This window comes from Polymorphospora rubra, assembly GCF_018324255.1.
Classification (GTDB): domain Bacteria; phylum Actinomycetota; class Actinomycetes; order Mycobacteriales; family Micromonosporaceae; genus Polymorphospora; species Polymorphospora rubra.
This window is the reverse complement of the sequence record NZ_AP023359.1, coordinates 2,399,417-2,416,593: the sequence shown is the minus strand read 5'-3', so window position 1 is coordinate 2,416,593 and position 17,177 is coordinate 2,399,417. Positions and strand designations below refer to the sequence as shown.

At 66.5% G+C, this 17,177-nt stretch carries 14 protein-coding genes and 3 rRNA genes; 5 read left to right on the top strand and 12 right to left on the bottom strand.

Annotated features, from left to right (window positions below):
- Window positions 1–86: 86 nt before the first annotated feature.
- The 12 genes from Prubr_RS11155 to Prubr_RS11100 all read right to left on the bottom strand — a co-directional run bounded on the left by Prubr_RS11155 (window position 87) and on the right by Prubr_RS11100 (window position 9,105).
- Window positions 87–1,118: a LysM peptidoglycan-binding domain-containing protein gene (locus Prubr_RS11155; protein ID WP_212824638.1), complete on the bottom strand. Its 1,032-nt coding sequence runs from the start codon at window positions 1,116–1,118 to the stop codon at window positions 87–89.
- Window positions 1,119–1,156: 38 nt separating this feature from the next.
- The gene (locus tag Prubr_RS11150; RefSeq protein WP_212824636.1) at window positions 1,157–1,591 is read right to left on the bottom strand and encodes a hypothetical protein; all 435 of its coding nucleotides are present in this window, start codon (window positions 1,589–1,591) and stop codon (window positions 1,157–1,159) included.
- Window positions 1,588–2,073 (bottom strand): TadE/TadG family type IV pilus assembly protein, encoded by a 486-nt coding sequence (locus Prubr_RS11145; protein WP_212824634.1) that lies wholly within the window; start codon window positions 2,071–2,073, stop codon window positions 1,588–1,590. The genes Prubr_RS11150 and Prubr_RS11145 overlap by 4 nt, the downstream gene beginning before the upstream one ends.
- The gene (locus Prubr_RS11140; RefSeq protein WP_246568554.1) at window positions 2,070–2,426 is read right to left on the bottom strand and encodes a pilus assembly protein; all 357 of its coding nucleotides are present in this window, start codon (window positions 2,424–2,426) and stop codon (window positions 2,070–2,072) included. The genes Prubr_RS11145 and Prubr_RS11140 overlap by 4 nt, the downstream gene beginning before the upstream one ends.
- A 191-nt stretch (window positions 2,427–2,617) precedes the next feature.
- A complete protein-coding gene (locus tag Prubr_RS11135) occupies window positions 2,618–2,848 on the bottom strand; it encodes a hypothetical protein (RefSeq protein ID WP_212824632.1) in 231 nt (76 codons plus the stop codon).
- A gap of 48 nt (window positions 2,849–2,896) precedes the next feature.
- Window positions 2,897–3,766: a type II secretion system F family protein gene (locus Prubr_RS11130; protein ID WP_212827870.1), complete on the bottom strand. Its 870-nt coding sequence runs from the start codon at window positions 3,764–3,766 to the stop codon at window positions 2,897–2,899.
- Window positions 3,766–4,671: a type II secretion system F family protein gene (locus Prubr_RS11125; protein WP_246568552.1), complete on the bottom strand. Its 906-nt coding sequence runs from the start codon at window positions 4,669–4,671 to the stop codon at window positions 3,766–3,768. Before Prubr_RS11125 ends, Prubr_RS11130 begins: the two co-directional genes overlap by 1 nt.
- The gene (locus Prubr_RS11120) at window positions 4,668–6,200 is read right to left on the bottom strand and encodes a TadA family conjugal transfer-associated ATPase (RefSeq protein WP_212824630.1); all 1,533 of its coding nucleotides are present in this window, start codon (window positions 6,198–6,200) and stop codon (window positions 4,668–4,670) included. Before Prubr_RS11120 ends, Prubr_RS11125 begins: the two co-directional genes overlap by 4 nt.
- Window positions 6,190–6,993: a CpaE/TadZ family protein gene (locus tag Prubr_RS11115; RefSeq protein ID WP_212824628.1), complete on the bottom strand. Its 804-nt coding sequence runs from the start codon at window positions 6,991–6,993 to the stop codon at window positions 6,190–6,192. Before Prubr_RS11115 ends, Prubr_RS11120 begins: the two co-directional genes overlap by 11 nt.
- 2 nt (window positions 6,994–6,995) lie before the next feature.
- Window positions 6,996–7,643, bottom strand: coding sequence for an SAF domain-containing protein (locus Prubr_RS11110; protein ID WP_212824626.1), 648 nt, complete (start codon window positions 7,641–7,643; stop codon window positions 6,996–6,998).
- Window positions 7,640–8,545, bottom strand: coding sequence for a hypothetical protein (locus Prubr_RS11105; protein ID WP_212824624.1), 906 nt, complete (start codon window positions 8,543–8,545; stop codon window positions 7,640–7,642). Before Prubr_RS11105 ends, Prubr_RS11110 begins: the two co-directional genes overlap by 4 nt.
- Window positions 8,539–9,105: a hypothetical protein gene (locus tag Prubr_RS11100; protein ID WP_212824622.1), complete on the bottom strand. Its 567-nt coding sequence runs from the start codon at window positions 9,103–9,105 to the stop codon at window positions 8,539–8,541. The genes Prubr_RS11105 and Prubr_RS11100 overlap by 7 nt, the downstream gene beginning before the upstream one ends.
- Window positions 9,106–9,805: 700 nt before the next feature.
- Here Prubr_RS11100 and Prubr_RS11095 point away from each other — a divergent pair.
- The 5 genes from Prubr_RS11095 to Prubr_RS11075 all read left to right on the top strand — a co-directional run bounded on the left by Prubr_RS11095 (window position 9,806) and on the right by Prubr_RS11075 (window position 17,144).
- Window positions 9,806–10,486 carry a prepilin peptidase gene (locus tag Prubr_RS11095; protein ID WP_246568550.1) on the top strand — a complete coding sequence of 227 codons (681 nt, stop codon included), beginning with the start codon at window positions 9,806–9,808 and terminating at the stop codon, window positions 10,484–10,486.
- 702 nt (window positions 10,487–11,188) lie between these two features.
- Window positions 11,189–12,703: ribosomal RNA gene (locus Prubr_RS11090) — 16S ribosomal RNA — on the top strand.
- Between the two features lie 371 nt (window positions 12,704–13,074).
- Window positions 13,075–16,180: ribosomal RNA gene (locus Prubr_RS11085) — 23S ribosomal RNA — on the top strand.
- Window positions 16,181–16,284: 104 nt separating this feature from the next.
- Window positions 16,285–16,401, top strand: a 5S ribosomal RNA gene (gene rrf, locus Prubr_RS11080).
- The 16S, 23S and 5S rRNA genes sit together here, the layout of an rRNA operon.
- A gap of 143 nt (window positions 16,402–16,544) precedes the next feature.
- On the top strand, window positions 16,545–17,144 hold the full coding sequence (locus Prubr_RS11075) for a histidine phosphatase family protein (RefSeq protein WP_212824618.1): 600 nt from the start codon (window positions 16,545–16,547) through the stop codon (window positions 17,142–17,144).
- Window positions 17,145–17,177: the final 33 nt, after the last annotated feature.

Sequence of the window (17,177 nt, the reverse complement as noted above, 5' to 3'; positions counted from 1 at the left end):
TGCCGGGCAGCCGGCATTCCGGTGTCCGCGCCCCCCGGCCGGCCGTCTCGGTACTCGCCCGCGCCGATTTCCTCCCGACGTGGGTGTCAGTCCCGCCGGTGCCGTCCGGTGTCGGCCGACTGGGCCTTTGCCGGCCGGCGGCGTAGCCCCATCAGCATGCCGATCTGCGCGCCGACGATGCTGGCCGCGGCGATCACCGCGGTCACCGCGAGCGGACGGTTCGCCGTGTCCGGTCCTCCCGGGCGGCCCGCCGCGCCGCCCGCGAAACTCGTCGTCGGCCGCTGCGAGGGGGTCTCCGCCGCTGGCGGCTGGTCCGGTGCGGGCTGGTTCGGTGCGGGCTGCTCCGGCGTCGGCTGCTGCGGCGACTCCGGTGTCGGGGCGGCCGGCGGCGGTGTCGCCGGGACCGATCCCGTTCCGGTCGCGTGCGCGCGTGATCCCCGGTCCACCGCGTGGTCCGGCAGCCGCAGCGTCTGCCCGGGCCGGATCCGGTTCGGGTCGCGGACCTCGTTGAGCGCGGCGATCTCCTGGTAGTCGTCGAAGTCGCCGAGATAACGGTCGGCGATGTGCCCCAGGTAGTCGCCACGCTCCACCCGGTAGACCACGGCCGACCGGTTGTCTCCGGTCGTCTCCACCACCGCCGGGCCGGGGGTGGTGACCGGTGGCACCAGCCATTGTGGAGCCGCAGTCGTCACGGTCGCGTGGGTGACCGTCGGGCCGGCGGTGGCGGCCGTCGCGGCCGGCGCGGCCACGACGACCATGGCGACCGTGCCGACCAGCGCCGCCGCGATCCGCTGCTGCCGCCGCATTCCGGGCAACCTCGGCGCGGGTCGGCGCAGCGCCCGGGCCGGCAGTTCGACGAGCACGGACAGCGCGAACGTCGCCCAGCCCAGCCAGCCCACCACCGCCAGCGCCCGCAGGAACAGCTGGCCGTCGTCGCGGCTGGTCAGGGCGTCGGTCACCTCGGCGAACGTCGGCAGATGGTCGGGCAGTGGATTGCCGGCCACGGCGATCAGCGCCGCCGGTGCGCCGAAGAGCAGGGCGATCAGTACGACGAGCGCCCCCAGCCCGGTCAGGACCTGGCCGATCCGGCGCGGCACTGAGACTCGGGTTCCGGTCATGGGATCTCCTCGCTCCGCTCGGTCACGGCGCTGCCTCCCTACGGTTCCTCGGTGAGTAGTACGGCGGTGGCCTGGCCGGTGACCGTCCCCACGTCGGCGCCGAGGAAGGTGAGCATCACCGGCTGGTAGGTGAGTGTCACGGTCACCCGTAGCCGGGTGCCGTCGTCCGCCACCGGCTCCGCCGTCCGGGTGGCGGTGATGTTGTCGGGCAGGGCGAACCCGTCGACGTACGCCTCGGCGGCGGCGACCGCCTCGTCGACGTCGACGACCTTGGCGCCACCGGCGACCGCCGCCGCCCGGTCGATCTGCTGCCCGCCGGTGCGGGCCGCCTCGGCGGCGATGTTGTCGGCGAGCTGCTGGGTCCGGAGCCGGCCGACGCCGTCGACGACGAGGCCGACGATCAGCAGCACGGCACCGATGGCGACGGCGACGAACACGCTCACCCGCCCGCTGTCGGCCCGGACGCCCTTCATCCGCGCCCCCGGTAACTGTCGACCGCGGAGGTGAAGGTCGCCGCGACGATCCGCGACCCGGGTACGTCGGCGGGCCGGGCCAGGTCGGCGAACGTCACCTCGCACGAGACCCGTACGGTCACCGACGCGGCCTCGCCGATGGTGTCCTCGTCGAACACCTCGGCGAACCCGACCGTCCCCTGGCCGGCGATCCAGCCCGACAACTGCACGTCGGGTTGGCCCGTACAGCGCAGGCCCTCCCAGTCCAGCCGCTGCTGGGCGGCGTTCCGGGCCTGGTCGGCGGCGACGGTGGCGGTACGCGAGATCGACGCGGCCCGCGCCGCGTCGTGCGCCGCCATCTGGAGGGTGCTCTGCGCGAGGGCGGTCCGCCCCGCGATCGCCGCCAGCACCATCAGCAGTAGGAACGCCGGGGTGAGGATGGCGACCTCGACGGAGACCGATCCGCTCTCGGGTCTGCGGCGGGTGGACCGTACGGCTGTCATTCGTCGGTGAACCGTTCGACGGTGCCGTGGGCGGTTTCCACCACGGTCAGGTCGAGCCACGGCACGAGCGAGAGAGCCCGCCCCCGTACGGTGAACTCCACGGCCGCCGGGTCGCCGTTGTCGTAGGTGATCACCGGCGGTTCGGTCACCGCGTCGACCAGCCACTCTCCGGCCGGCTGGGCCAGGAACTGTGCGGCGCGTTCCTGGCCGGCGCCCGGTTCGGCGTCGAGCATGCGTTGGGCGGTGACCGCCTGCTGGGCGGCGGCCAACGCGGCCGACCGGGCCAGGAAGATCGCCGCCACCTGGATCGAGGCGAAGAGCAGTACGAGGATCGCCGGCACCAGGATGGCCAACTCGACGGGGGTGGCCCCCGGTCGCCGCCCGGGTCCGTCATCCGCCGCCGGACCCGACTCCAGACCTTTTGGCCCGGGCCGGTGACCCGACGTCGGGTCGGCACGTCAGCCCGACGCCGGGGCGTGACAGGTCCGCGCCGGGGCATGGTGCCGGCCCGGCGCGGACCGCTGCGTGACGGTGGAAGCACGGCTCAGGTGCCGTCTCCGACACCGGGGGCACCCGGCATGTTGGGGACCTCGGTGTTCATGTACTGCTGGACCAGACCGGTGGCCCAGATGAGTACCGCGACGCCAAGCACCGCGAGTCCGGCGATGATGATCGCGGTCGGTACCGGTCCGTCACCCCGGTCGCTTTCCTCGGGGCGGCGCAACTCGGCCAGCCGCTGGGTGATCCTGGCCTGCAGGTAGTAGAGGACGGCCATCGTCTTCCTCCAGTGTCGGTGTCGTGGGGTCGAGGGTTGGTGTAGTGGTCAGATCCGGGTGATGAACGGGTAGAGAACGAATCCGATGAGCACGAAGACCAGCAGTGCGCCGGGGATGTCGAGCCGGCTGGTGACCGCCTCCGCCCGGGCGAGGTTGTCGGTGCGGATCTGGTCACGCAGCGAGTCGGCCCGTTGCCGGAGAGTCTCGTGCACCTGGGCGCCCTCGGCACCGGACATCTGCATGATCGAGCCGACGTCGCCGAGTTCCGGTACGCCGATCTCCTCGGCGAGGGTGCGTAGCTCCTCCCAGGGCGAGTGCATCTGGAGCTGGGCCATCCGCAGCGCCTCGCGGATCCGTTCGAAGACCCAGCCGTCGCAGACCGCCGCCGCCTGCTCCAGCGCCTGCACCGGCCCGTGCGCGGCGGACAGTTGCAGCGCGACCAGGTCGAGATAGGTGCAGACCGCCCGGCTGAATTCGCGCCGCGCCCGTTCCGCCTTGGCGAGTACGTCCCGGTGGGCGATCAGCGCCATCGCACCGGCGATGCCGAGGCTGGCCAGGACCGGGACGGTGACCGGCAGGTCGATTCCGCCGGCGGTCAGCAGCACCGCGCCGAGCGCCGGGGTGGCCAGCCCGATGAGGGCGGAGAGCAGCAGCGACAGGGTGTACTGCTCGGGCGTACGGCCGAGCAGGGCCAGATCGCGCACCGGCGGCCGGACCCAGCGGGCCAGCCCGCCGAGCCATTCCAGATCGCGGCCACCCTTCACCGACTGCCGCCTGCCGGTCGCCGGCTGGTGCAGCCGGCGCAGTGCCGGGGCGAGCGCGGGAGTAGCCGGCAGCGCTTCGCGGATCACCAGGAAGATGCCGAGACCGACGAGGGCGCCGCCGACGACCGCGATCGTGAGGTGCAGGTTGAGGATCACCGCAACACCTCGTCGACGCTCGGGGCGGCGAGGAACCGGGCCGGCTTCGGCGGCAGGCTCATCGACCGGACCCAGGCGAGCAGCGCGACGAACAGGCCGCCCAGGACGACCATGACGAGTTGCCCACCCGGAGTGCCGTACGGCTGCATGTATTCCGGGTTCAGCAACCCGTAGCCGAGCACCAGCAGCGTCATCCCGGTCAGGAAGCGCACCGCGAACCGCGGCTGGGTACGTTTCGCCTCCACCTCCCGACGGGTCGCCACCTCGGCTGCCGCCGCCGAGGCGATCGAGCCGAGCACGTCGCCGAGCCGCTCACCCCGGTCGGTCAGGTGCAGGATCAGCGCCGCGACCACCTGGTCACCGACCGGGTCGCCGATGTCGTCGGCGAAGGCCAGCAGCGCGGTACGCCCCATCCAGCCGGCCTGCAGGCGGGCGGCGAGCAGCCGTACCTCCTCCTCGATCTCCTCCGGGGCGCTGGTGACCGTGCCGACGATCGCCTGCTGGAGTCCCTGGCCGGTACTGGAGACGTCCTTGAGCCGGCGGGTCCATTCGCCGACGGCCTCGATCCGGGCGATGGCCCGCTGCTCCGCCTTGCCGACGGTGAACAGCCAGGGGGCTCCCGGCACGGCGATCGCGACCAGCACTCCGACGATCGGCAGCCCGGTGATCAGGAACGCGACCGCGCCGGCGATCAGCGCGCCGGCCAGCAGTGCCTGGTGGCGGCGCTGGTCGCGCCGGTTGGGGCTCGCGCCGAGCCAGAGCCGGTGCAGCCAGTCGTTGCCGGACCGGGGAGCCGCTGGCCGGCTGGTGCCGACCAGCGCGACCACCGCCAGCACCAGGCCACCGGCACAGGCCGCACCGGAGATCACCGCGATCAGTTCGATGTTGGCGGGTAGCGTCACGACCGCCGCCTCAGCCTGGTGTGTCGGGGCCGCCGCCAGGCTCCCGTACCGGCCTCGATGTAGCGGCTCAGCATCCGCGCGTCGTAACCGATCCGCAGCAACTGCTCACGGATCCGCTCCGGCAGGTGCTGCGGCACCGCCCGCCCGTCCGGGCCCGGGCCGAAGACCGTCGTCGTGCTGATCCGGCTTCCCTCCGCGGCGCCGATGACCTCTTCGACGTGCGAGACGAAGCGGTGCTTACGTCCGCCGATCGCGGTCTCGTCCTCGACGGTGACATAGACGATCAGGTCGAGGGCGTTGCCCGCCATGCGACGGGCCTGGTCGACCGTCATCTCCCGGCCGTGCGCGAGTGCCAGCTCGATGATCCGCTCGCTCACCCCGGCCGGGGTACGGGCGTGGATGGTGCACATCGACCCTCGGCTGGTGGTCATCGCCTGGAGCATCGGCACGATCTCCCGGGACCGGACCTCGCCGACGACGATCCGCAGCACACCCATCCGCAACGCCACCGGGATCAGGTCGGCGATCGTGACCTCGCCGGCCGGTCGCCCGTCCGCGCCGCGTTCGCCGTGCCCTTCCCGGGACTCGAAGCTCATCACCGCCCGGTGCTTGGCCAGCCGCCGCGCCGGCAGCAGCTCCCGGCTCTCCTCCAGCAACACGTACGGCTCGTCCGGCGGGATCTCGTTCATCAGCGCCCGGACCACCGTCGTCTTTCCCGCCCCGGCCAGCCCGGCGACCATGATGTTCAGGCCCGCCCGCATCGCCGCCCGCAGGAAGTCGCGGACCAGCACGTCGACCATCTCGTCCAGGTCGCCCCGACCACCGGCGAGGTCGTCGAGGGACACGTCGAGGGTGTTGTGCTTGCGGATGACCGCGTACGGCCGGTGGCTGACCAGATAGACCGCGGCCAGCCGGCTGCCATCCGGCAGCTGCAGGTCGAGGGTCGGCTTGGACGTCGACAGCGACCGCTCGGTGGCACCCGCCCGGCGTGCCGCGGCCTGCAGGATCTCCACCATCTCCTCGTCGCTGTCGGCGATCGGGTCGCCCCAGTCGACGCCGCCACCCCGCCGGGTGATCCGCACCTGGTCGCAGCCGAGGATGTGCACCTCCTCGATGGAGTTGTCGACGAGCAGCGTCTGCAACCGGCCCAGCCCGACGAGCTCCGCGGTGACCTGGTCGAGCAGCGCCCGCTCCTCGACGGCGGGCATCGGGGTGCCGGCGCGCCGGACGGCGTCGGCGTACTCGGCGACCACCGCCACCGCCAGCCGGGCCCGCTCGACGTCCTCCTCGTCGACGGTGAACTCGCGCCCGCGCTGCCACAGGGTGAGCCGTTCACTGAGTTCGCGGCGCAACTCCCGGACGACGGCGAAGTCCAGCCGCGGCCGGGCCGGCGGCGGCGCGACGGGCGGGGCCGGCTGAACAGGCGTCTCGGGCGGCGGATGATGCCGACCGTTGGTGACCGGCGGCACCGTCGACGTCGCACCGTGCGAACCGTTGCGTGGATCGTGCGATACCAGCTCAAACCGCATGCGGTGCCTCCCCGATGGCGGCCGGCCACGACAGCCGGGCCCGCCGCCGGTCCAACAACGCCCGTACCGGGACCTCAAGGGCCCCGGCCGCACGCATCAACGGCCGGCCGGCCCGCACCGTCCCGCCGTGGCTGAGCACCTCGGCCGTACGCGGATCGCGCGGCAACGTCCCGATGACCGGCAACTGCAACGCCTTGCTGATCTCGCCCCGGCCGTGCCCGTCACCGACCACCAGCAGCCGCAACGAGCCGGGCGGCACCCGATGCTCGGCGAAGTCGCGCTGGATCGCCTTCACCGTGGCGCGGGCGCTGGACAGCTCCGGCAAATGTGCCCCGGTGACGACCACGACGATCGCGGCGGCCCGCAACACCGGCCACGGTGGGCCGACGACCTGAAGTCGGCCACAGTCCACGAGCACGTCGTACGCCGGATCGCCCTTCTCCAGATCGGTGAAGAAGTCGGCGAACCGCTGCCACAGCGGGATGACGCTGCCGGCCTGGGCCGGATCGACGACGCCGGGCAGCAGCAGCCGTTCCCGCCGTGGCGCGTCGAGGTCGATCAGCTGCGACCAGAAGTCGGTCTCCAGGTCGCCGTCACGCAGCTCGGCGACAGCGAGTTCGCCGATGCCCCGGGGGCCCTCGACGGCGCCGGCCAGGTAACCGGCCATGATCGTGCCGCCGGCCGGGTCGCATTCGGCGAGGACCATCCGGCGGTGCCACGACAGCGCGCAGGCGAGCGCCGTCGTCGTCACGCCGGGCGATCCTTTCGCCGAGACGAGGGCGATGACAGCCATGGTCAGGCTGCCCCGGTCAGGACGACCGCGATCCGGTTGCCGGCGGCGAGCGCCACCACGGCGGCCACGTCACGGTTCGCCAGCGCGATGTAGAGCACCACGTTGTTCCGGTCAGCGGCCATGTCGATCACGGTCGCCTCGAAGCGGGTGCTCGGGGCGTTCCCCTCGCTGTTCTTCGCCGGCGTGCTCACCAGCAGCAGCCGGTCACCGGGGTTCAGCTTCCGGGCCGGTACCTCACTCGCCGCGAGGCCCAGCGCGATCTGCTGCTGGTCGGGGCCGAGCAGCGGCTGGTCCGTCAGTTGCGACATGGTGAGCAGCGTGCCGGCGGCCAGACCCACGACCGCCCGCTTGCCGACCACCTGGTCGAGTTGGCCGGCCGGCACCGGGGCGAGCCCCTGGCCGCCCGCGACCTGAACGGTGACCAGGTCGTCGGTGCTCAACACCGAGCCGACCGTGACCGGCCGTGCGACGGCGAGGTAGGAGCCGGTCGCGCGTACCGACGTCACCGCGAACGCCGAGCCGAGACCGCCGAGCGCGACCAGGAGCACCGCCAGGCCGAGCAGGCCGGGCCGCATCCGCCGCTGCCGAACCACCCGGGGCGGCGCGATCGGCGCGTCTACCGGTTCGTTGCGTGTCGTCGTGAGCGTCATCTGGTCACCACCTGCAATTCGTCGATTTCGACGCTGGCCGAACTCGTACGCACCTGGTCCTCGATGGTTCCGCTCAGGGTGCCGCTCCACCACCGCACGTCCCAGTGCGTCGTCGCGGTTACCGTGAACCGGCCACCCGGCTGGTCGCGGCTCGATTTCCGGTAACCGGCCGAGCGGCCACAGCGGGGCTGTTGCGATGCCTTGGCCGGGGTGTAGCGCTCACCGGGGTTCGTGCAGACGATCGGATCGCTGCCGTCACCGAGATCCCAGACAATCTTGTGTGCCTTCGTCTCGAGCCGGACGTGTACGCCCTGTTCCTCGCGCTCGTCGGCGATCGGTCCCCAGTAGGCCCGTCCAGGATCGATCCACAGCCAGACCGGCAGGCCGACGAGGCCGGCGCCGTCCGCTCCGGGGGCGGTGGAGATGACCGGGCGCTTCATTTCGATCGTCGCGAGCAGCCGGCGGGCGACATCGTCCGGCGACGGCGGCGCCTCGAAGCCCGGCGGCGGGTCGTCCAGCCACTCGAGACCCGAGATGGCTCCGCCGGGGCCGCTGCAGCTACGCATGTATTGCGTCTGGCCCTCCGGTCCGCCTGCGGGCTGGGGCTCGACCAGCTTGTAACGGCAGCGGTTCTCCGAGTTCCACCAGCCGAGCACGTCGTCGTAGCAGGGAATCTCCTGCCCCTGGTCGTAGCACTTGCGGCCGCTGCCGCCACCTCCGCTGTTGCCGCCGCCGGAGTTTCCGCCACCGCCCGGATTCCCGGGGTCATCGCCCCACACGTCACAGGTGGTCTGGCCGGGTGGGCACTCGGCACCACCGTTCGGGTTCGCCGCGAGCACCGGCGTGCCGACCAGCAGCAGGGCCAGCCCCGCACCGATCGCGATCAGTCGCCGGGTCAGCACGGCTGGTCCGCGTGGGAGGCACCGGCGCTGATCAGCCAGCGCCCGTCGGGGTAGAGGGTGGCGGTCGCGGTGGCGACGTACCGCCCGCTCGCGGTGCCGGGCACCTCCTTGCGGGTTTTGGCGTACACCAACTTGTAGTCGGTGCCGTCCAAGCAGTCCTGGATGGACACGGTCGCGGGTACCGCGTCCAGGTCGACGAAGGTCACCGTGGGGTCGGAGACAAGAGAACCTGTTCGCATGGCACCGTGGTCCTTCACGTCACGAATGGCAAGACGTACCCGGGTAAGCAGCGGGTCGGCCAGATACTTCCTAAGGTCGGGGTGTTGGTAATCGGGCACCGACTCGGCTGCCCTGGAGGCGGCGAGATAACCGGCGTAGGCGGCCAGGGCGGATTCGGACGCCTCCTCTTTACGTGGATCCGTACTCGGGGCGGCCGCAGCGCGGTTCCCCGATTCTGAGGTGTCGCCAGATTCGTTGCCGGGCGCGCAGGAGGTAAGCGCGACGATGGCGACGACGGCGATCAGACCGACAGTGGGTCGGCCTGGATACGGTCTACGCAAAGGCCTTTCCTTCCTCTGAACCACCGCCGTTCGGCCAGCTCCGGAGAGCGGACTCGGTCGGATAGAGGCTGGTCAGAGACTTCTCTCCGGCATGATGGGCGCGACGGATCACCACCACCGTGCCAGTCTGAGGCCGAGGTGTATCCGCGTTGCGTATTTGCCGGTTTGGATTACAAACGCGTTCCGGACGACAGCCCGAATCGCGTGCCGCTGCCCTCCATGCAGCGCACGGTCCCCCACCCTTTTCGCTCTAACGCCGGGGTTCGGCAGTTGTTTCCCGGCGGTAGCTCATCACCCAAGGGGGAGCATAGGCTGGTCGGCGCTTGTGCAGAAGAGGTCACAAACGAGGAATACGTACTGTGACGATCTTGAAAAGTGTCGCCGAAACCGTGGAGTATTACCGACGGTCACCTTTTTGCGGCCTCCAAGATTGACAAAGCGGCCACTCCGTCGCCGGTGGCAGTGGGATATGCAAGGGAGAGTCATGATGTGGCCGTTTTCGGAAGATGAGCCCCGGGTTGCGGCCAGACGGCCTGAGGTGCCGCGTGAGCGCGACGGGACAACTACTGATGGTGATCGTTCTCGGCGTCGATCGAGGACTATGTCGCTCGCGGGTACGCACCCGGTTCGCGCAGGTACGGCCGAGGTCAGAACCATCCGTTGGCCCGTACGACTGCTCCGGGTCCTCACCCTGACGCCGTTGCTCCGGGCCGTCGTGGCGACCGAGTCGGTACCCGCCGGCGAGACCCGGCGCGAGGACTGTCCGAACTGCGCCGCTCCGGTCGGCCTGGACGGCACCGTCGGCGTACTCCTGCCCACCGGTCGGTGTGACCGCTGCGGAACCAGGGTGGGCGCCCCCACACTGCTGGTCGAGCTGGCCGTCGTCGTCGCCGGCGTGAGCCTCGTCCTCGCCGGTCAACCGGTACTGACGACGCTTGCCTTCGCATGGTGGGCGGCCTGCGCCGTCGCGCTCACCTTCGTCGACGTCGCCGTACACCGGCTTCCGGACCGTCTCACCTGGACCGCCACGGCGGGGACCTGGACCCTGCTCACCCTCGCCGCGGTCGCCGGTCAGGATCCGACCCGATTGGTACGGGCACTGTGCGCGGGTACGGCAGTCGCCGCGCTCTTTGCCTTTACCACCCTTCTTCTCGGCCGCCGTGGGTTCGGACTCGGTGACGCGAAGCTGGTCCTCAGCAGTGCGGCGGTACTCGGCTGGCTCGGCTGGGGGGCGCTCGTGGCCGGTCTGTTGCTGGCGTTCGTGGCGTCGGCCGTATGTGCGCTGGCATTGATGGCGGCCGGACGCGTGCGATGGTCGGGGCATCTGCCGTTCGGGCCCTTCATCGTGCTCGGCACGTTCGCGGGCATGGCCGTCGGCTGAGCCGGCGAAGAGCGGAAGAGTCTGTCCGGCATCGCCTCCGGGCGCCGGACCGGCCAAAGTGGAGTGCGGATCGGCGGGCGGTCACCCCCGATTTTGTGATCACGTGGGCCTTGGGTAATGTTCTGCGTGCCGGCAGGGAGCCGGGCGGGAACACCGCGAGAGTGGTGATTCGGCCGGTTCTGCTGGCTCCCCGAAGTGTCGAGCACCGGAATGCCGGTGGGAAGCACTGCGGGGAGGGTCAGGAGCAGACGAAGAGGGCCTGAAAATGGGGCTTGACGCGGAAACACTGACCTGGTAGTGTAGCGAGGCCGGTAGCGAGCCGGACGGACAAGCCGCAAGAGCGGGTCCGGCCGGGCTGCTGGATCTTCCTTCGACTCGAAACGAGCGCCAGGTCTTGGCGAGCGTGAGCGTGGGGACTGTCGAACGAAACCATGGTGATCCTGAAGTTGAGGGTTGACGCGGGCGAGTCCGACAGGTAACGTGGAGGAGTTGCCCCGGGCTCGGGTCCTGCTTGTTGGTGGGGTTCGGGTTTGGTGTGTGTTTGTTCTTTGAGAACTCAACAGGGTGCTTTGTAAGCCAGTGCCAATTTATGATTTATTTCCCGGGCTGGTTTTCTGTTTCCGCCTTTTTGGTGGGGATGGTTTGCTGGTTTGGATTCCTTTGGCAATCTTTGATTGCCGGGATGGATTTTTCGACAAGTTTTTGTTGGAGAGTTTGATCCTGGCTCAGGACGAACGCTGGCGGCGTGCTTAACACATGCAAGTCGAGCGGAAAGGCCCTTCGGGGTACTCGAGCGGCGAACGGGTGAGTAACACGTGAGTAACCTGCCCCAGGCTTTGGGATAACCCTCGGAAACGGGGGCTAATACCGGATATGACTTCTGACCGCATGGTTGGGGGTGGAAAGTTTTTCGGCTTGGGATGGGCTCGCGGCCTATCAGCTTGTTGGTGGGGTGATGGCCTACCAAGGCGACGACGGGTAGCCGGCCTGAGAGGGCGACCGGCCACACTGGGACTGAGACACGGCCCAGACTCCTACGGGAGGCAGCAGTGGGGAATATTGCACAATGGGCGGAAGCCTGATGCAGCGACGCCGCGTGAGGGATGACGGCCTTCGGGTTGTAAACCTCTTTCAGCAGGGACGAAGCGCAAGTGACGGTACCTGCAGAAGAAGCGCCGGCCAACTACGTGCCAGCAGCCGCGGTAAGACGTAGGGCGCGAGCGTTGTCCGGATTTATTGGGCGTAAAGAGCTCGTAGGCGGCTTGTCGCGTCGACTGTGAAAACCCGCAGCTCAACTGCGGGCTTGCAGCCGATACGGGCAGGCTAGAGTTCGGTAGGGGAGACTGGAATTCCTGGTGTAGCGGTGAAATGCGCAGATATCAGGAGGAACACCGGTGGCGAAGGCGGGTCTCTGGGCCGATACTGACGCTGAGGAGCGAAAGCGTGGGGAGCGAACAGGATTAGATACCCTGGTAGTCCACGCTGTAAACGTTGGGCGCTAGGTGTGGGGGCCTCTCCGGTTCTCTGTGCCGCAGCTAACGCATTAAGCGCCCCGCCTGGGGAGTACGGCCGCAAGGCTAAAACTCAAAGGAATTGACGGGGGCCCGCACAAGCGGCGGAGCATGCGGATTAATTCGATGCAACGCGAAGAACCTTACCTGGGTTTGACATGGGCGGAAATCCGGCAGAGATGTCGGGTCCTTCGGGGCCGTTCACAGGTGGTGCATGGCTGTCGTCAGCTCGTGTCGTGAGATGTTGGGTTAAGTCCCGCAACGAGCGCAACCCTCGTTCGATGTTGCCAGCGGGTTATGCCGGGGACTCATCGAAGACTGCCGGGGTCAACTCGGAGGAAGGTGGGGATGACGTCAAGTCATCATGCCCCTTATGTCCAGGGCTTCACGCATGCTACAATGGCTGGTACAATGGGCTGCGATACCGTGAGGTGGAGCGAATCCCAAAAAGCCGGTCTCAGTTCGGATCGGGGTCTGCAACTCGACCCCGTGAAGTCGGAGTCGCTAGTAATCGCAGATCAGCAACGCTGCGGTGAATACGTTCCCGGGCCTTGTACACACCGCCCGTCACGTCACGAAAGTCGGCAACACCCGAAGCCGGTGGCCTAACCCGTAAGGGAGGGAGCCGTCGAAGGTGGGGCTGGCGATTGGGACGAAGTCGTAACAAGGTAGCCGTACCGGAAGGTGCGGCTGGATCACCTCCTTTCTAAGGAGCGCCTGCCGGCGAAGGTCGGCTAGGAGCCCGCGGCCTGCGGATGTCGGGTCGGGGTTGCTCATTTGGCGGAGACACTGGTGAGTTTTCTGCCGGCAACGGCCACATGGATCTAGTACAGCTCCGAGTTTTCGGGGTGGGAACGGTGGTGTGGTGCGGCTGGTGGGGGATGTGAGCATCCTGTTGGGTCCTGAAAGAACAAGCCACGTGGTGGGTTGTTGTTTCGGATGGTCCAGGCATGGCCTGGTGCCGCATACCGCGCGATGTGGTCTCTGTGAAGGGGCTGGGTTGTGGTCTGGTGTGGTGCTGTGGGTTGTGGGTTGGTCGTTTGTTGAGAATTACACAGTGGACGCGAGCATCTTTGTGGTCAAGTTGTCAAGGGCGGACGGTGGATGCCTTGGCACCAGGAGCCGATGAAGGACGTGGGAGGCCGCGATAGGCCTGGGGGAGCTGTCAACCGAGCTGTGATCCCAGGGTGTCCGAATGGGGAAACCTGGCATCAGTCATGTGATGTCACCCGCACCTGAATGCATAGGGTGTGTGGAGGGAACGCGGGGAAGTGAAACATCTCAGTACCCGTAGGAAGAGAAAACAATAGTGATTCCGTGAGTAGTGGCGAGCGAAAGCGGATTTAGGCTAAACCGGTTGCGTGTGATACCTGTCAGGGGTTGCGTGGTCGGGGTTGTGGGACTCTGCTGGACAAGCTGACACTTGTTCGAGAAGTTATAAAGCCAGTTGCTAGCCGAATGGTGTGGGAAAGCCAACCGTAGTCGGTGATAGTCCGGTAGGTGAAAGTGGCTGGTCTTCTGTGGATGTTCCCGAGTAGCGGCGGACCCCTGTAATCTGCCGTGAATCTGCCAGGACCACCTGGTAAGCCTGAATACTTCCTGGTGACCGATAGCGGACTAGTACCGTGAGGGAATGGTGAAAAGTACCCCGGGAGGGGAGTGAAATAGTACCTGAAACCGTTCGCCTACAATCCGTCGGAGCCTTTAGGGGTGACGGCGTGCCTTTTGAAGAATGAGCCTGCGAGTTAGTGGCATGTGGCGAGGTTAACCCGTGTGGGGTAGCCGTAGCGAAAGCGAGTCTTAATAGGGCGTTTAGTCGCATGTTCTAGACCCGAAGCGGAGTGATCTAGCCATGGGCAGGCTGAAGCGCGGGTAAGACCGTGTGGAGGGCCGAACCCACCAACGTTGAAAAGTTGGGGGATGACCTGTGGTTAGGGGTGAAAGGCCAATCAAACTCCGTGATAGCTGGTTCTCCCCGAAATGCATTTAGGTGCAGCGTTGCGTGTTTCTTGCCGGAGGTAGAGCACTGGATGGTCTAGGGGCCTACAAGCTTACCGAAATCAGCTAAACTCCGAATGCCGGTAAGTTAGAGCGTGGCAGTGAGACTGCGGGGGATAAGCTTCGTAGTCGAGAGGGAAACAGCCCAGATCACCAGCTAAGGCCCCTAAGCGTGTGCTAAGTGGAAAAGGATGTGGGGTCGCATAGACAACCAGGAGGTTGGCTTAGAAGCAGCCACCCTTTAAAGAGTGCGTAATAGCTCACTGGTCAAGTGGTTCCGCGCCGACAATGTAGCGGGGCTCAAGTACACCGCCGAAGCTGTGGCATTCACATTTTTACTTCGCCTGGAGCCTTTGGTTCCGGGTGCAGGTGTGTGGATGGGTAGGGGAGCGTCGTGCCGGGGGTGAAGCAGCGGAGTGATCCAGTTGTGGACGCGGCACGAGTGAGAATGCAGGCATGAGTAGCGAATGAAGGGTGAGAAACCCTTCCGCCGGATGACCAAGGGTTCCAGGGCTAGGTTAATCCGCCCTGGGTGAGTCGGGACCTAAGGCGAGGCCGAGAGGCGTAGTCGATGGACAACGGGTTGATATTCCCGTACCCGCGAAAGAGCGCCCATGATGAACCTTGTTGTGCTAACCATGTGATCTGGTGGAGGTCTTCGGACTGATGCTGGTGAGCCTGGGAACCTGGCGGGTAGTAGTCAAGCGATGGGGTGACGCAGGAAGGTAGCTGGACCCGGCCGGTGGTTGTGCCGGGGTAAGCGTGTAGGCCGGTGTGTAGGCAAATCCGCACACCTTGTGGCTGAGACGTGATGCCGAGCCGATTCAGGTGAAGTCAGTGATCCTATGCTGCCGAGAAAAGCCTCTAGCGAGTTCTTAGCGGCCCGTACCCCAAACCGACACAGGTGGTCAGGTAGAGAATACCGAGGCGATCGGGCGAACTGTGGTTAAGGAACTCGGCAAATTGCCCCCGTAACTTAGGGAGAAGGGGGCCGGACGCGTGAAGGGACTTGCTCCTGGAGCGTGGTATGGCCGCAGAGAGCAGGGGGAAGCGACTGTTTACTAAAAACACAGGTCCATGCGAAGAAGTAATTCGATGTATATGGACTGACGCCTGCCCGGTGCTGGAACGTTAAGGGGACCGGTTAGCTCTTCGGGGCGAAGCTGAGAACTTAAGCGCCAGTAAACGGCGGTGGTAACTATAACCATCCTAAGGTAGCGAAATTCCTTGTCGGGTAAGTTCCGACCTGCACGAATGGCGTAACGACTTCCCCACTGTCTCAACCACAGGCCCGGCGAAATTGCATTACGAGTAAAGATGCTCGTTACGCGCGGCAGGACGGAAAGACCCCGGGACCTTTACTATAGCTTGACATTGGTATCTGAATTAGCTTGTGTAGGATAGGTGGGAGCCGGTGAAGCTTGTACGCCAGTACAGGTGGAGGCAATCTTGAAATACCACTCTGGTTGATTTGGGTATCTAACTTGGGGCCGTGATCCGGTTCAGGGACAGTGTCTGGTGGGTAGTTTAACTGGGCGGTTGCCTCCTAAAGGGTAACGGAGGCGCCCAAAGGTTCCCTCATCCTGGTTGGCAATCAGGTGTTGAGTGTAAGTGCACAAGGGAGCTTGACTGTGAGACTGACGGGTCGAGCAGGGACGAAAGTCGGGACTAGTGATCCGGCACTTGCGTGTGGAAGCGGTGTCGCTCAACGGATAAAAGGTACCCCGGGGATAACAGGCTGATCTTCCCCAAGAGTCCATATCGACGGGATGGTTTGGCACCTCGATGTCGGCTCGTCGCATCCTGGGGCTGTAGCAGGTCCCAAGGGTTGGGCTGTTCGCCCATTAAAGCGGTACGCGAGCTGGGTTTAGAACGTCGTGAGACAGTTCGGTCCCTATCCGCCGTGCGCGTAGGATACTTGAGAAGGGCTGTCCCTAGTACGAGAGGACCGGGACGGACGAACCTCTGGTGTGCCAGTTGTTCCGCCAGGAGCATGGCTGGTTGGCTACGTTCGGAAGGGATAACCGCTGAAAGCATCTAAGCGGGAAGCTCGCTTCAAGATGAGGTATCCCACCCACTTTGGTGGGGTAAGGCTCCCAGTTAGACGACTGGGTTGATAGGCCGGAGATGTAAGCACGGTAACGTGTTGAGTTGACCGGTACTAATAGGCCGAGGACTTGACTACTAAGCTGCTACGCGTCCACTGTGTGATTCCCGACAAACGAACACCCGACCCCCGCCCAGAAATTTTGGGTGGTGTTGGGGTGGTGTTTGATAAGTCGATAGTGTTACGGCGGTTATGGCGGAGGGGAAACGCCCGGTTACATTCCGAACCCGGAAGCTAAGCCCTCCAGCGCCGATGGTACTGCACTTGTGAGGGTGTGGGAGAGTAGGACACCGCCGGACTTCTTCATGGTTGTGGGCCATCCGAAACGGATGGCCCACAACCATTTCTGCTATCTGTGCCAAACTCTGACTCCATCCGGAGATGGGATGCGTCAGGCCGGAGACGATCCGGCCATGGCAATGAGCTGGAGCGGGGAGGTGGCATGGCAGGCCGTTTTCTGCATCTCGTGCGACACGGTGAAGCCCTGGCCGACGGAACGCTGACCGAGCGGGGCCGCGAGCAGGCCGGGTTTTTGGGGCGGCGGCTGGCGACCCTTCCGATCAGTACGGTCCACCACGGACCGCTGCCCCGCGCGGAGCAGACCGCACGGTTGATCTGCGAGCACCTTCCCGGCGTACCGGTCCATCCCTCGGAACTGGTGGGTGACTACATCCCACCGGTGGCCGACCCGCAGGCGCTGCCCGATGTGTACACCCGGTTCCTCGATGACGTTTCCGACGAGGAATACAGATTGGGTGCGGACCTGGCCGCCGCTGCCCTCGCGCGGTACGCCGTACCGCCCGAGACGGACGTGGACACCCACGAGCTGGTGGTCACCCACAACTTTCTGATCGGTTGGCTGGTTCGGCATGCCCTCGACGCCCCTCCGGAGCGCTGGCTCGGCCTCAACCAGGGCAACTGTGCCTTGACCACGATCCTGTACCGCTCGGACCGTCCACCGGCGCTCGTGCTCTTCAACGACATGGGACACCTCCCCGCCGCGCTGCGCTGGACCGGCTTTCCGGCAGAGCACCACATCTGACCGCGCCCGCACCCGGCGGAGCGGGCGACGGCC